The following is a 15,267-nucleotide window of genomic DNA, read 5'->3' on the forward strand; positions in this document are numbered from 1 at the left end:
TTTATCGTGGGATCTCAATTTTTTGGATTATCTGTGCAATTACATCATCCGGCAACACCCCCTCCATCTCTTTATCGGGCGTAAGCATAATGCGGTGGCGCAATACCGGGGCGGCAACTAAAATAATATCATCCGGCGTTACAAAATCGCGCCCGTTGATGGCGGCAATAGCTTTGGCAGCATTTACAATAGCCAGCGAAGCGCGCGGCGAGCCACCCAGGTAGATCGAGCGGTTGTTGCGTGTTTCGTGGATGATCTGCGCGGCAAAGGCCAGTATTTTCGGTTCCACATAAAGCGCCCTCACCAGTTGGCGCAAGGCAATAATATCTTCGCCCCCCAAAACAGGTTTGATGTCGCTCAGCTGATCCGCGGTTTTTTGCTGATGCTGTTGGGTAACAATGGCTATCTCCTCCTCCAGCGATGGGTATTTAATTTCTATTTTAAAAAGGAACCGATCCAGCTGTGCTTCGGGCAGGCGGTAGGTGCCTTCCTGCTCTACGGGGTTTTGGGTAGCCAGCACAATAAAGGGCTCGTCCATTTTGTAGGTGTGGCTATCCATGGTTATCTGGCGCTCTTCCATCACCTCAAACAAGGCCGATTGTGTTTTGGCAGGCGCGCGGTTTATCTCATCTATCAAAATAATATTACCGAACACCGGGCCGCGTTTAAATTCGAACCCTGCCGTTTGGGGGTTAAATACCGAAGTACCCAACACATCAGACGGCATCAGATCGGGCGTGAACTGGATGCGGGAGTATTTTACATCAACGGCTTTGGCGATCAATTTAGCGGTCAACGTCTTGGCTACGCCCGGCACCCCTTCTATCAAAATATGCCCGTCGGCCAATATGCCGGCAATCACCAGGTCAATAACCTGTTGCTGCCCAACAATAATTTTAGAGAGCGTGGCTTTTATTTGTGCAACAGCGCTGCTTAGCTTGCTAAGGTCTGTTCGTTGTTCAAAGTTTTCATTTTCCATGTGAGCCGGATTGAAGATAAAATTTTTCTATTAACTGGTTTAGTACAATAAGTTCATGGTCGGTAACCTGCTTTTGCGGCAGCAGGTAATTAATATGCCTAACCAACTCGCCCGCAAACAACAGGTCGATGCCCGTTTTATTGGCGAGCGGGGTTATAAATTCCTGGTTATATGCCCCTGCCTTAAGATTAAAGGCCGTGCGCAGGTGTTCTGAAAAGTACATAATTTTTTTTGCCGCGATGTTGCCGTTGTCGCGTTGCTCGTAGTACACCTTGCCTACCACGGTTACAAACTCCAGCGTGGAGTTCTTCAGCGGTTCTATCACCGGGATGATCCGCTGCCTGCGCTTAATTTCGTAAACAACAAATAACAACATGCTGGCCAGAGCCAGGTAGTATGCCCATTGCAATGCCTCATGCTGGAAAAACACCCGCATAGGCGACTCATCCGTTGGGATATCGTGGTTTTGAAATTGGTCCCAATAAACATTATCAACACCGGCAGGCAGGTAGGAAAGCGCCTTTTGCGCGTAATCGGCGCTGGCGGGTTTCAGCAGACTATAATTGGTAAACACCTGCGGATTGGCAAACAGGAACAATTTACCCTTACCAAAGGTATAGCTGATGAAGTTGGCGTGGCCCAGTGAATTCTGGCCAATGACCGTTGCCCTCGTGGTATCGAATTTTTTAAAGTATTGATCGGTTATGTGTTTATCAAACGTGTAGTTTTTAGCCAGTTTTGGGTTGGTAAAGTTTACGCCGACATCCTTTTTACCAAACTCGGCGCTCTGGTTTAGTTTCAGGGTATCTGTTATCATGCCCCCCAAATCGAAAACACTGATAAATACCGAATTGCCGGCGCTGATGTATTTTACCATTTCGGTATAATCCTCTTTACTCAGTTCCAAATTATTGGCGATGATGAGGTAATTACCGGGCATCATCGTAGTATCGCTAAAAACGCTGTAAGCCGATTGATTGGTGCGGGTTACGTCCGCGTCGGGGAAAAAATCGTTGAGGCGGTCATACAGCACAAAAGTACCGAAGGGGATCTTGTCGTTATAGTAGAGCGTAGTACTCCAGTTAACCGGGTTGGGTTTATTGTATTGCGCAATAAGGTAAACCAGCAGCAATGCCGAGGCGATACCTATATATAATTTAAAATCTTTCATTCGGCGCTGCTTTTAAAAGTATTGAAAAGCGCGTTTATCCTTTTAAAGATCTCGCCGTTTATTAAAAAATCGCCGTACCATACGTATTCAAACTGCAGGGTAAGCCGTTTAAAAGCTTCGCGCTGCTCGGCGTTGCTAAGCTCGTATACGTAGTTGGTGTTTGTTTTATTGATCTGCCAGTTGATGAGGCCGTTATCGCTTAGCTGTTTCAGGCTGCGAAGATAAAGCAGGCGCACGGCAAAACGGTAATTATGTACCGCAATGGCTTTTTCTATTTCGGCCTCAAAATCGATCTCATGAATATTTTCTACTGATTCGGAATAGGCCAGCGTGGAGTAAGGCTTTTTGCGGAAAAGGTGCAGCATATTGATGCCCGAAAGTTTCAGTATTAAAAACACCAGCGCAGAAACACCAGCCAAAATAAAAAAGTATTTCAAAAACACGAAGAATGCCGACAACGCCCCCGGATGCTTCCCGGCTCTGCCAAGCAATTGGCTAAGCCACTCCCAAAACCAACGCCAGAAGCGGGTCCACCACGATGGGCCATTGTACGTTTCCTCGTATTTAAACTCGGGTAACTTTTTGTATTTGTTAAGGGCGGCAGTGTCCAGGCTCCGTTGCTCAAGGGTAGTGGTATCGGTTATTATAACCGCAGGCTTTTTACTCCGCACAACCGTGTCTTTCTTAACAACCGCTTTTTTGAGCACAGCCGCGGTATCCGGGCCTGCAAAACATAGGTTGGCAATCAGCAAAAAAACAAACAGGAGGGTGGTACGCAGCATTTAATATTCCTCAGATGGCAGGTCGGGTTGTGTATTTTGTTCGCCAAATTTATCAATACGGTTCAGCAGGCTGGTGCCGTCCTTACTTTCGGTAAGGTTAAAATAGCAAAGGCATATCCCCACGGTGGGTATCACCAATATCACCTGCATCAGTTGCTGTAGCACCGAGCCAAGCACGATCTGGCCCATGGATACAGTTGGCATCACCTGAGGGCGCAGCAACATGCTGGAAACATTTACAAGCGATAGCGGCAGGCTAATGAAGAACATCATACAATAAGCTATGAGCCATACAATAAATACAGCGCCGGCGGTTATCCACCAGTTATTGCTGATGAGTTTAAAAGCGCGGCTAAAAGCATAACCGAAGCTGGCATTCTCAATGATCATGATCGGGAATATCAGCCCCAGGATAGGGAACAACCAGATGCCCGGGATAAGGCATACCATGTAACCTACGGACAGCAGCAACCAAATCACAATACTGGCTCCAAGTACCCTTAAAAAATAGTACTTAAAATAGGCCCACATCTCTTCTGTTGTAGGTTCTGTATTCGCTTTATTTTTGTATAAGGTTACGTAGCAAATAATGGTGGTAAGGTTGGCAGTAAAACTTAGCAACGCGAATACCATAACCCCTATAATACTGACAGCTAACTCTGATAAATTCCCAAACTCTGCAGCAACGCCCGCAACTTGCCGGGTAGTAGCGTAGTTGGTTTTGTATTGCATAATGCACATGGCCAGCGCGCCCGCCACCAGGAAAAATCCGCAGAAAATAAAAAAACTTTTTAGCAGCCCTTTAAAATTTTGGCGGATAAACATGAACGTGTCGCTGATAATTTCGCCAAAATCGCGGGGTTTGGCCAATTCTATATTAGGTTCCATATGCTGTATTATAAATTTTGCGGGGGTATATGATCACGTACCAAATGATGAAAAAAGCCGAAGCGCCCAGTATGCTCATACTGAGCCAGATGGGCATGTGCGTATGGCGGGTTACAAAGCCCTCAAAAAAGGCGGCGGTTAAAAATATAGGCACCAGCCCTATGGCTATCTTCATGCCATCGGCAGCGCCTTTCTTTAGCGATTCCATGCGGGTGTAGGTTTTGGGGAATAAAAAGCTATTACCCATTACCAGCCCAGCTCCACCGGCAATTACAATGGCCGAAATCTCCAGTGTACCGTGGATCCAGATCACTAATACCGATTGCATGCCCAGGCCCTTACTAAAAAAGTAATATTGGAACGCGCCCAGCATAATTCCGTTTTGAAACAGGTGGTAAAGCGTGCCCACCGAAAATATGATGCCGCTTACAAACGTAACCAGCGATACATAAATGTTATTGGCCGCTATACCTAAAAACATTAAAGCTTCCGATTCGCTGTTGTAAACGCCAAACGGCTCGCCGCGGGCAATATTGGCATTGGTTTTATCTACGTATCCATCGCCAAGTATCAACCGCACAAAATTTTCATCGTACATGGCCGAGAGCCACCCTATAAGGCAAAACACCATAAAAAAGGTGAAGGCATACAACAAAGGTTTCCGGTGTTTGTAAAACAATAGCGGCAGCTCGTACTTCCAAAAGGTAATAAAGCGATTGCCCTTTTCGCTTTTGTTTTTATAGATGGATTGGTGGAACCTGCCCGCGAGCCCGTTTAAATAGGCCGTGGTTTTTGATTTTGGGTAAAAGGTTTTGGCGTAGGCCAGGTCGTCCGTTATCTGGATAAAGCTATCTGCCAGTTCGTCCGGCCCCTGGCCCTGCGAACTTTCAAAGCGCTCCCATTTTTTGGCATTCTGTTTTACAAAAATCGGTTCGCGCATTAATCCGGCCCAGGTTAAATAATATGGCGTTAAAATAATTACAAAAGTTTTATAATTCAACAAAAAACCAGCAAATTGAGCATATATATTTGTTAACATGCAAACCGTACGGATAACCACTTCGCAAAACATCGATATCGACTATGAACTGGCCGGGCTGGGCGAACGCATCGTGGCAAGTATTATTGATTTTGGCATCTTCTTCCTGTTATATATCCTGTTCATTATCACCGGCATTAGCCTCGATGGCATGAAGAGCACACTCATCGTACTCATTGTAATTTATGGCATTGCCTATGTTTTTTACGATCTCGTTTGCGAGTATTTTATGAACGGGCAATCGGTAGGTAAAAAGGTGATGAAGATAAAAGTGGTGAGCCTTGATGGGGCGCAGCCCCGGTTTAGTCAGTATTTGTTGAGGTGGCTGTTCCGGATAATTGATTTTGGAGTGAGTTTTGGCTCCATTGCCCTGGTAGTAGCCGCCATAAGCGAAAAGGTACAGCGCATTGGCGACCTGGTGGCCGGCACCATCCTTATCCGCACCAGCCCGCGTACAAAAATTAACCACGTAGCGTTTATGCCTGCGGCTGATGGTTACGAACCCGTATTTGCAGCCGCAGCCCAATTAAGCGAGCAGGATATCGAGCTGATAAATGAGGTAGTGAACACCTATGTAAAAACCGGCAACAGCGTGGTGGTTTACAACATGGCTACACGCATAAAAAATCACCTGGGTGTAGCTGCCCCACCGGAAATGAATGACCTTAAATTCCTGCAAACCCTGCGGAAAGATTACAGCTTCTACGCTACCCAGGCCGAAGTTTTATAACCAGTAAAGGTGCGCCATTTTAAAGGTGTAGCTAATGAGCATTATACTCGCAACGGTAATGTAAGCGCTTGTTTTGATGATCTTTTTTGGGGTATCCAGCTTGAAGAAGTTATCGGCAAGGGTATAAATAATGGCCAGCAGTAAGGGTATAGTAGCCGGGTAAAGCGCCAGGCTTGCGCTCCACTGCCCCTGCATGAGTGCCACAACCGAGCGTTGAAAACCACAACCGGGGCAATCTATCCCCGTAAAATACTTAAACGGACAAGGAAGTAAATGCCCCTGCAGCCAGGTAGTAAAAGCCATGCTGCAGGGTGCAAATAATAATGAACGCATTATGCCTGCGGAGGATTTAATGGGTCTTTATAATTTATAGAAGGGTCGTAAGTATCATTCCTTGCAAAGCCTGCACCCGCCGGGCCAATGTACTGGTAGTTACCAAAGCCCAGCAATGGAAAAAACACAAAAGGAAGAAAAATAAGCCCGATAGTAAACCCTTCACTTTGGCCAAAGCTTTTGCTAAGCAGGTTTATCAGCCATATGGCTATAAAGGGCGATGTACAGGGGAAGATCAATAGCAGGATCCACCAAAGGGGTTTACCTACAATTTCCAGCAGTACAATAATGTTATAAATGGGCACAATAGCCGCCCAACCGGGTTTGCCGGCCTTTTCGAATATTTTCCAATAAGCTATCAATACGATCAGCGAGACGATCATCACTGGTATGAACATGGCTGCGAAAAAAACGAAGAATACCCCTGTTTGTTGTGCGTCGTACGTTTCCATTTGTGTTAAGGTTTTGAGTTTTAAAGTTTGGTTTAAATTATTAAATGAAACTTAATTTTAAAAGCGTTTCCCCAAATAAATATTCTGTTAACTATCATTAGTTTTGTGAGGATGCAAAGAGAGCAAATTTCGGTATTTGATATGTTTAAGATCGGCATTGGCCCGTCAAGTTCGCATACGCTTGGGCCATGGCGCGCGGCACAGCAATTTGTTGCCCTGCTTGCCGAACAAGAGGCATTGCCCCTGGTGGTAGAGGTTAAAGTTTTGCTTTACGGCTCGCTTGCCAAAACCGGCAAGGGCCACGGTACAGATATTGCCATCCTCCTTGGCTTAAGCGGCGACGACCCGGTTACCTTTGAGGTAGATAAGATCAACAGCAAAATTGCGGAAATCACCACCGGGCATAAACTAATGCTTAGCGGCACCAAAGAGGTAAGTTTTCATTTTGATGACGACATGCTTTTTCTCTTTACCGAAAGCCTCCCCTTTCACCCCAACGCGGTTACCTTCCAGGCTTTTTTGAGTAACGGGAAAGCCGTATCCGCAACGTTTTATTCCATCGGCGGCGGCTTTGTGGTAAAAGAAGGCGCGAATGCATCACACAAGGCCGAGGTAGACCTGCCCTTTCCAATAGATACCGCCGGCGACCTGCTGCACTGGTGTCTAAAAACCGGACTCAAAATATCAGAAGTTGTAGCCGAAAACGAACTTGCCTGGCGCAGCGAAACCGATACCCGTAACGGCACCCTGCAAATATTTAAGGTAATGACCGAATGCATGTACCGTGGCTGCCATACTACCGGCAGCCTGCCCGGCGGGCTGAATGTGGCTCGTCGTGCTTTCGCCTTAAATAAACGATTACTGGCCGGGCGTAGTTACAGCAATTACACCGAATGGGTAGCGGCCATCCGCGAAACAGGCAACAGCTTCCAGAATATTTTAGACTGGGTGAGCTGCTTCGCGCTGGCCGTTAACGAAGAGAACGCCAGCTTTGGCCGCGTGGTTACCGCGCCTACCAATGGCGCGGCGGGGGTTATCCCTGCGGTGCTGCTGTATTTTATTTGTTTTTGCGATGGCTTTAACGAGGAGCGCATCATCCAGTTTATGTTCACCGCATCGGAGGTAGGCAGCATCTTTAAAAAAGGGGCTACCATATCTGCCGCTATGGGTGGTTGCCAGGCCGAGATCGGCGTATCATCCGCCATGGCAGCGGCAGCGCTTACCGAAGTATTGGGCGGCAGCCAGCGCCAGGTTTTAATGGCCGCCGAAATTGCCATGGAGCATCACCTCGGCCTCACCTGCGACCCTATCGGCGGCCTGGTGCAGGTACCTTGCATCGAACGGAACACTATGGGTGCCATAAAAGCTATCACCGCCACGCAGCTTGCCCTGCAAAGCAATCCCGATAAAGCCAAAGTAAGCCTGGATGCCGTAGTGCGTACCATGTGGCAAACCGCTCTGGATATGAACTCCAAATACAAAGAAACATCAGATGGCGGACTGGCCATCAATATCCCCATCAGCTTGCCGGAGTGTTAGGGTTGTCTGTCTGAATCAGAATTTACAGGATTTTAAATGAATAGAATTTGTGGCGAACTGTGCTCACGGATCATCCATGAGGTATACTTGTCCTTTGGGGTGCTGAAATAAGTTAAGCATAGCGATTAGTGAAATGTCGGCTACCAACAAACCCGTATTCTGAAAATTCTAAAATCCTGTAAATTCTGATTCAGACACCTACTGCAACAACAGTTTCAAATTCAAACCAAAGTTGGTGAACGAGGTATTGAACGTTTGCGAGGTGTAGGGTTTGGTAATATTGCTATCGTAAAATAAATTGAGGTTGAAGCGCTGGTTGATCACGTAATCTATCGACGGGCGCAGGGTAATATTTTTTGCACCTGATGATACTTCCGCGGCTTCTATATCTGCACGGTAAATAAGCGTTTTATTATCGCGGACGGCAACATCCAGCTTAAAGTTAATATCGTTATTCGTTTTCCCCCCGAACCAGCCAAATGGCATCCTGAAGTTTTTTGGTCGGTAACCAAACCCAAATACAATGATATTCTCGGTTTGCTGGGCCAGTTGACTGTTCAGCAGGCTTAGTGCCAGTGTACGCGTTTTACGGTACTCCATGTTGGCCGTCATGCTGTTTTTAAACCGCACATCCACACCCAAAAGCGGCACAAACTGTTCAAAAATGCTCACCTGTGTCATCTGGTAAAAAGGCAGGAAATCGGTATTGGCATCGCGCGAACTTACAGCACCATTGGCCGCCTGGTACTGCAAAAGGGTGGTGTACCCGTTTACGTTATACGATGAGCGGTAGCCATGCCTCAGATCGAAGGAATCAAATACTTCGGTAAAGAACGGCATCTTGCCCAATCCGCTGTAACTGATCTGCCAGTTGGGGATAGGCGTCTCCGGGAACTGGCTTAGCGACGAACTTCCGGCATCTTTACCAGTGTAAGCCGCCAGGAAAGCCGGCACCAGCACGTTTTGGGCATTAGCGCCGTAACCATCTGCAAAACCGTTTGTGGTACCGGTGGAGTTAGGGTTGGTACCGCCAAGGCGTTTGGAGATAACGGCACGGTTATCTAAAAACTGCTGGAACGTAGTTGATGTATTATTTATCCCTGTTGATTTGGAAAACGCCGTGGCGAACGACAAAATAGAAACACTATACGTACCCGATGTTGTAGGACTCAGGTTCTCAATACTGTTTGTAGCTGCCAGGTATTTAAAGTTGGTTTGATAGTTACGGTCCTGTGTTTTAAAAGCGATCAATTCGATCCGCAGATCTTTGATGGGTTCGATGATACCACGCAGACGCAGGTCGGAATTAAAGGTGGTTACGTATGGCTGATTTTGCAGAGTATCGGTGGTGATCCATCCCCGCTCTATCGCTTTATTACGCAGATCTGCCTGGCTGCCCAGCAAGAAGCCGATGCCCGGCGAGTCGTAAGAAAAATCCTGTCCAAAGAAATTCGACTGTGGTAAGTACCCCGGCAGAAAGGTACCCTCGGTGCGGGTATAGGTACCGCTCACGTTTTTTACGCTGGTTAATATCCCCAGGAAGAAACCGGCCACACCGCCTTTATCGTTACTGCCTTTTCGCAGCGCCTTAAACTTGTTATAGAACGCAGTAAAGTTTAGCGTAGGGTTTAGCTGTATAGTGCGCGAGTTTTGGATGCTATTACCAATGTTATAATCCGGGTTGTTGATCGCGAATTCGGGCTGGGTTTGCCAGTTAAAATGGGTGCTGTAACGCGCTATCAGCGCCGTCCAGTCCAGCCCCGGGATTTTGTTTATCGGCGTGGTGTAATTAAAGTTGATGGTGTGGTTGTAGTTGGTAGTACGGCCCAGCCTTTTCAGGTTTTCCCAAAGCGTATCGCGTTTTAAGCCATTGATACGCCCCGCAGGCTCATCCACTACCGATAGGTTGGTGGCATCTATATCCATCTGCAGCGATTTCGACAAGTTCCAGCCGATACCGTACACCCGGGTTATATTAAAGTTTTTGTTGAAACTGGTAGGGATAGGGATAAAGTTGTTCGGGTCGTTATTCCGCAGTGTGTTCTCAGAATAATACCTGTCGAAATTGATTGCGAAATTCAACCTCGATGGCAATAGGCTAAAGTTGAAATCCCTTGCCAAAGCCAGCAGGTTGCTTTTTATGATCTTCCCGAAAGGCGTATAATACTTTGGCTGGTTGCTGTAATTATAGGCCAGGCTTACGCGGTAAGTGCGGGCAAGGTCGCTTTCTATAATAAAATCGTGGTGGGTGTATTCTGTGTAAGCATAGGTGGCGTTAAAATTCTCAATATCCCATACGTGTACTGCCGAGCTTGGGTTTGTACGCTCTTTATGTACGTTGGTAAAGTTGATGCTTTTGCGCATGGTGTAATCTACCGATACGTTCCGGATAGAATCCCTCGCTTGCGAAGTAGGGGCGGCAGCCAACGTTTTCTTCAGTTCCACATCCGGCGATTGTGGGTCGTACTGTGGGGTGGCCACCTGGTTGCTCACGTTGATGTAGGCCGGGATCTTGATCCCGCTTTTTGCCGGGAAGAACTTGCCCAATTCCACACTGCCCGATATATCGTAGATCTGGTTATCGCTGCGGCTCCTGTCGCTCACGCGCGAATCCAGCGAACCAAAACCCACCGTACTTTTACTGCCCGATAGGGTAATGTTGGCAAAATCGGCCAGGGCAAAATCGGCCCTTGCCGTAGCTGCCCAACCACCTCGCTGGTCAAAATCCGTCAGTCGCAATTCATCAAACCAAACGGTACCTGTTTTATCAAGCCCGTCGTCGGCACCGGCATTATTGCCTTTGTAGGGGTTGCGCACACCCACCATAATGGTTCGCAGGCGGCTCAGATCGGGCTGGCCTTTAATAGTTACTTTGTTATGCCCGTCGGTGTAAACAAACGGGGTAGTAAACGGCCAAGGCAACCCGTTTAGCTTGGCGTTGTTACGGGCAAGCTTGGCACTGGTAAGCAAGTCGAGTTGCAGATTGAGTTCGTTACCTGCGGGCCATATAGCGGCGGCGTCGCGGGTGCCGGGTTGTGTAACGGCCAGGGGCACTTCGTATTCGTAAAAGTTATCCTGGTAGTCAACCCCGAGGCGAATAAAGGCATTCACATCGTTATCTTTCAACAGGTCGCCCTCGGCGTGAATAAACATCTGGATCTTTTTGTACGATCGCAGATCATTAAAAAATGTTCTGAAAGCCGCTCTCGAGTAGCCGTCGCGCAGGTTGGTCACCTTTAACGACAGCGATTGCTCGTTCAGCTTGGTATCAGTTTGCAGGTTATTGTAGTTACGCTGGCGGTTAATACCCGGTGGCACCACGTAAGGTATTGGGGTGCGGTTACCGTTCTCCTCAATATTCACGGCCTGCACATCCAGTTCGGAGTTGTCTACCGTTGGGTTTTGAATGGCTGGGTCGGCAATGATGTTCAGCGGGTTATTCTCGGCGTTAAAGCTGCGCCATTCGCCGCGTACCAGTTGCATGGTGGCAAAGCGCAATACCGAGGTATCGGCAAAGTTGGTCATGAACATGCGCATAAAGCGGATGGCTTTAAAATCCTGGATGTTGCCTACTTTGCTCTGGTAATCGGTTATCGGAATCCTGAACTGGTACCATGTAACCGCTTCTGTTTGGCCATTGGCCAGCTTTACATTGGAGGTTACTTTATCGCTGATATAGTTCTGGCCAACCAGCATATCCTGCGGGCGGATGGATACCCGGTATTGGAAATACTCATCCGTTTGGCTCATGTTATTATCCTTGTTAATGTCCTCACCATCCGGCAGGGAAGTGGAGGCCGATGTTTGCAGGCCAAGTTCCGCCTGCGATTGCTCCGCGGTTTTGGAGTTGCCTTCTGTACCGTTGTAGCGACTGTAGCGCTCTAAAATACCGGCACGCGCCTGGTCAAGTTCGGGGCCCTGGTAGTAGCGGTAATCATCTGATGAAGGGTCGGCAGTGAATGCGGTTGCGGCCTGAGGACTCAATACCGCCTTGGCCTGGTTTACCACATTGACAAATTTCGATTGCTCATCCGTGTCATTCAGTCCATCTAAACCAATATCCTGCAAACGGCGCGAATCGGGGTTATTGTCAAACGCGTTTATTACCGGCTGCAGTTTGGATACCCTGCCCCAAACGGTTTCGTCGGTTTTATCGGTAGCGCCATCAACGGGCAGGCTGTTCTCTAAACTTTTGCGGCCATCTTTCAGGATATCCTCAGATACGCTCCCGAGGTTAAAATAGAGATCACCACCTTGAGAGGCCGGTTTGTAAATAAAAGGATCGAGCACCCAAAACTCAATGTACCCAACATTCAGCGATTCAAAGTCGTTGGTCTCCAGCTTGCGGAAGATGCCGCCCCAGCGGTTTTTCGGAGTTTGTAAAGAACCATCCACATTGATACCCGATGTAGTATAGTTATACTGCCCGCGTACGGTTGGATAAAAGGCAAGGTTAAGCGTTGATAACGTAAGCGGCTGCCCGGTTACCGACTGCTTGTACGGGAACACCTCCTGCTCTATCACCTGCCTTACGTAATGGTTGGACAAGTCGGTACGGTTTACGGGGATATTGCCCGCGCTGGTGTAAAATATGGGGTCGATATTGTAAAAGGCCAGCCGTGCGCGGTTGTAGCCATAACTCAGATCATTAAACAACTGCGATTCGGGGAACATCTGCGGTGTACCGGCAATTTGCCAGCTCACCGCGCTTTTTATATCGATAACCGAACGGCTGTTCTCAAAATCGTCCAGATAAGAAGTCCCGTTCTTCGATCCTGCAAAGTTTAAAGCGCCTGGGCTACCCGGCATTAGTTTGGCAAACTCGCCGCTCAGGTTGATTGTCGATGGCGCTTTGGTGTTTATAAAAGGTATTTTATCCACCAGCCTTGTTAAAAGCCTGGATGTTGTGGTGTAATTGGCATCGAACCCAAAGATACTGTTAGAGATAGATTCCTCTCCCACCAGCTCGTTCTGCGTAATGGGCTGTTCGGTAAGGTGCATAAAGGTGGCACCCAGGGCAAGTTTGTTACTTGCACGGTAATCCAAGCGGGTACCCCAAAGCGATTTCTGCTGAACGCCAAACAATTCGTTATTTTCTATTTTGATGTTGATAGGCTGGCCCGATGAAAGCAAAGCCTGGTTCAGGATCCGGATCCGGCCCGAGCTGTAATCAACCGTGTAATCAGCACCTTCATTCAGTTTTAAATTACCAGCTGTAACCACAACCGAACCCTGCGGAATATTCACGGCGTTCAGCTGATATTCCGAGCCTTGCGTGGAGGTGTAGGTGCCTTTTATAAGGTACCTGTTTAGCTTAGGGAATAATTGCTGCGCGATGGTTTTGGTAGAATCGTACAGCGGCTGGTAAACGTACCGGCTCACCAGGTCCTGTTCGCCCGCGGTGAATTGCCTGGCCAGATCCGATCCGAAGGGCTCGATAACCGGGAACATGATGCGCCCGTTCTGCGAATCAATAGTGATGCCCTCTAAAAAGTCGAAGTAACCGTCGGGCCGCTTATCATTCTGCTGATCGAGGTTATCCACGCTGGTTAGCTGCAGCCAGCGCTTGCTTTTGGTATTGGTACCCTCGTCCATTATAGTTTTCTCTATCCCCGATTTATCATCCAAACGGCTAATGTTCAACTTAAAGTTGGACGGGCTGATGCCATACGCGCCAAGCGAATAGATATTTTTCATCATCAGATCCCAGGTTGGCAGGTTGGTTTTCAGCAGTTCGTTTTTTAATAATTTTACAAAAAGCGATTTTGGTGTAGCCGGGTCAACCGCAACATCGCTGCTGAACTCCCCCACCTGGTACTGCTGCCCGTTGTACGAGTACTGGTAGGCAACCGCCAGCACCTCATCATTATTAAGCGGGTAATTCAACGAGATATAACCCAATTGCGGATGCAGGGTGTACTCCTTCTCGGTAAGTTTGCGGGCGTAGGTTAGTTTGGCGTAGTTATCTGTTGCGCCCGTTGCGCGAAAATAGTTGGCAACGTCGTTAGAGTTGGTGATGTGTGCCGTTGATGGCAAATTTTGCAACAGGTTGTTTGATTGCTGTGTAAAGCCCGGCCCTTGGAAGCCCGCCGGTAACCCGCTAAAGCCGGGGCCGCCCTGTACCAACGCAGTATTGTATGGCCTGTTCTCGCCCAGATCCAAGAAGCCCAATATATCGCGACTATCGGTAGTAACGTTGGTGCGGTTGGTTGTCCAAACCTCTATTTTGGTGATGTTGATATTAGAACTGATGATGGGAATATTGGCCAGCGCCCGGTTGTAATTGTTCCTGAAATATTGCGACAGGAAATAGTGCTTGTTAGATTCGTACTCCGCGGGCGTTAGCGCTATATTACCCTGCTGCGAACCATTGGTAATGGTAATACTTTTTGATTGGGAGCGCTGTTGCGACAATATGGTGGTGATATCCAGCTTGCCAAACTTCAGCTTTGTTTTTACACCGAAAAGCGCCTGGCTGCCCGTAATAAGCGAGGTATTGAGGGGCATGCTCACGGTACCGGCCTCTATTTTTTGGATAATTTCGTCGGGATGGCCTGTATAATCCAGTTTGATCTGGTTCTCAAACTGAAACTGGGCCTCAGTATTGTAGTTGGTGCTTATCTTCAGCTTATCGCCAATATCGCCGGTTACGTTCAGCTGGATCCGCTGGTCGAAATTAAAATTGAACTGGCTGCGCTGGCGGGTATTAAAAAGCGGGTTTTCGTTTTTATTGATCTGCCCTGCTAATATTACCTCTGCCGAACCCTGCGGGCGAATGTTAATGTTTGAACTGCCAAAGATCTGCTCGAACGTTTTGCTGCGGATCTTTATTTGCGGTATAAACCCCGGCTGCTGCGATTCGTAAGCGTAATTGTCTGCCAGTTGTTTATAGTATTCGCGCTGTACGCCTTTTTGCTGTAGCTTAAGGTATTCGGTAGGACTTAAATACAAAGGCACACCGTAATTTAAGTTCCCCAGTTTTTTGTAAATAATGTAAGTGTTGGTGGCCAGGTCGTACTCCACAGTGCGCGTTACGCCCGGTGGGTCCACGTTAAAAAGGCCTTCCAATGCCCATTGGTTACGGGTTTTGGTTAGCTTGGGGGCGTTGCTTAAGGGCGCTGTGTTACGCGGCCTGGTGGTATCGGCAGGCGCCGTATTTTGTGTTGATTGTTGTGTTTGGGGTGTGGTTTGCTGCTGGCCGGGGCGTGGTATGGTTGTTTGCCCGGGTATTGGTTGCTGCCCCGTACTTTGCTGCTGGGCTAATAGTTTCCCTGTTCCGCAAAAAGCGGATAAAAAAAGTATACCTATAAATAGTTTACAAGTAAAATTTTTAACCAAGTGTTATTTTTATTAT

The 15,267-nt window shown here is 47.8% G+C and carries 10 protein-coding genes; 2 read left to right on the forward strand and 8 right to left on the reverse strand.

Annotation, left to right across the window (positions count from 1 at the left end):
- Nucleotide 1: 1 nt before the first annotated feature.
- From ABIX36_RS23640 to ABIX36_RS23660, 5 genes are read right to left on the reverse strand one after another with little or no spacing between them, the layout of a single operon-like run.
- Nucleotides 2-979, reverse strand: coding sequence for a MoxR family ATPase (locus ABIX36_RS23640; protein WP_348084635.1), 978 nt, complete (start codon nt 977-979; stop codon nt 2-4).
- The gene (locus ABIX36_RS23645; protein ID WP_348084636.1) at nt 969-2,150 is read right to left on the reverse strand and encodes a DUF4350 domain-containing protein; all 1,182 of its coding nucleotides are present in this window, start codon (nt 2,148-2,150) and stop codon (nt 969-971) included. The genes ABIX36_RS23640 and ABIX36_RS23645 overlap by 11 nt, the downstream gene beginning before the upstream one ends.
- Nucleotides 2,147-2,932 carry a DUF4129 domain-containing protein gene (locus ABIX36_RS23650; RefSeq protein WP_348084637.1) on the reverse strand — a complete coding sequence of 262 codons (786 nt, stop codon included), beginning with the start codon at nt 2,930-2,932 and terminating at the stop codon, nt 2,147-2,149. Before ABIX36_RS23650 ends, ABIX36_RS23645 begins: the two co-directional genes overlap by 4 nt.
- The gene (locus ABIX36_RS23655) at nt 2,933-3,820 is read right to left on the reverse strand and encodes a hypothetical protein (protein WP_348084638.1); all 888 of its coding nucleotides are present in this window, start codon (nt 3,818-3,820) and stop codon (nt 2,933-2,935) included.
- Nucleotides 3,810-4,760 (reverse strand): stage II sporulation protein M, encoded by a 951-nt coding sequence (locus ABIX36_RS23660; protein WP_348084639.1) that lies wholly within the window; start codon nt 4,758-4,760, stop codon nt 3,810-3,812. Before ABIX36_RS23660 ends, ABIX36_RS23655 begins: the two co-directional genes overlap by 11 nt.
- Nucleotides 4,761-4,857: 97 nt before the next feature.
- Here ABIX36_RS23660 and ABIX36_RS23665 point away from each other — a divergent pair, with 97 nt between their 5' ends.
- Nucleotides 4,858-5,589, forward strand: a complete 732-nt coding sequence (locus ABIX36_RS23665; protein ID WP_348084640.1) for an RDD family protein — start codon at nt 4,858-4,860, stop codon at nt 5,587-5,589.
- On the opposite strand, the gene ABIX36_RS23670 is transcribed toward ABIX36_RS23665, so the two are convergent.
- A complete protein-coding gene (locus ABIX36_RS23670) occupies nt 5,584-5,922 on the reverse strand; it encodes a DUF2752 domain-containing protein (RefSeq protein WP_348084641.1) in 339 nt (112 codons plus the stop codon). The genes ABIX36_RS23665 and ABIX36_RS23670 overlap by 6 nt on opposite strands.
- Entirely contained in the window at nt 5,922-6,374 is a 453-nt protein-coding gene (locus tag ABIX36_RS23675; protein WP_348084642.1) for a DUF5684 domain-containing protein, read from the reverse strand. The genes ABIX36_RS23670 and ABIX36_RS23675 overlap by 1 nt, the downstream gene beginning before the upstream one ends.
- A gap of 111 nt (nt 6,375-6,485) precedes the next feature.
- Between ABIX36_RS23675 and ABIX36_RS23680 the strand changes: the two genes are divergently transcribed.
- Nucleotides 6,486-7,913, forward strand: a complete 1,428-nt coding sequence (locus ABIX36_RS23680) for an L-serine ammonia-lyase (protein WP_348084643.1) — start codon at nt 6,486-6,488, stop codon at nt 7,911-7,913.
- Nucleotides 7,914-8,111: 198 nt separating this feature from the next.
- Here ABIX36_RS23680 and sprA read toward each other — a convergent pair whose 3' ends face one another.
- Nucleotides 8,112-15,251 carry a cell surface protein SprA gene (gene sprA / locus ABIX36_RS23685; RefSeq protein ID WP_348084644.1) on the reverse strand — a complete coding sequence of 2,380 codons (7,140 nt, stop codon included), beginning with the start codon at nt 15,249-15,251 and terminating at the stop codon, nt 8,112-8,114.
- Nucleotides 15,252-15,267 lie beyond the last annotated feature (16 nt).

It is taken from the genome of Mucilaginibacter sp., assembly GCF_039925265.1.
In the GTDB taxonomy this organism is placed as follows: Bacteria; Bacteroidota; Bacteroidia; order Sphingobacteriales; family Sphingobacteriaceae; genus Mucilaginibacter.

What these genes read in the sequence shown, in the direction of transcription:
- ABIX36_RS23640 (WP_348084635.1), bottom strand. Translation starts at nt 979, where the DNA reads ATGGAAAATGAAAACTTTGAACAACGAACAGACCTTAGCAAGCTAAGC.
- ABIX36_RS23645 (WP_348084636.1), bottom strand. Translation starts at nt 2,150, where the DNA reads ATGAAAGATTTTAAATTATATATAGGTATCGCCTCGGCATTGCTGCTG.
- ABIX36_RS23655 (WP_348084638.1), bottom strand. Translation starts at nt 3,820, where the DNA reads ATGGAACCTAATATAGAATTGGCCAAACCCCGCGATTTTGGCGAAATT.
- ABIX36_RS23675 (WP_348084642.1), bottom strand. Translation starts at nt 6,374, where the DNA reads ATGGAAACGTACGACGCACAACAAACAGGGGTATTCTTCGTTTTTTTC.
- ABIX36_RS23660 (WP_348084639.1), bottom strand. Translation starts at nt 4,760, where the DNA reads ATGCGCGAACCGATTTTTGTAAAACAGAATGCCAAAAAATGGGAGCGC.
- ABIX36_RS23665 (WP_348084640.1), top strand. Translation starts at nt 4,858, where the DNA reads ATGCAAACCGTACGGATAACCACTTCGCAAAACATCGATATCGACTAT.
- ABIX36_RS23670 (WP_348084641.1), bottom strand. Translation starts at nt 5,922, where the DNA reads ATGCGTTCATTATTATTTGCACCCTGCAGCATGGCTTTTACTACCTGG.
- ABIX36_RS23650 (WP_348084637.1), bottom strand. Translation starts at nt 2,932, where the DNA reads ATGCTGCGTACCACCCTCCTGTTTGTTTTTTTGCTGATTGCCAACCTA.
- ABIX36_RS23680 (WP_348084643.1), top strand. Translation starts at nt 6,486, where the DNA reads ATGCAAAGAGAGCAAATTTCGGTATTTGATATGTTTAAGATCGGCATT.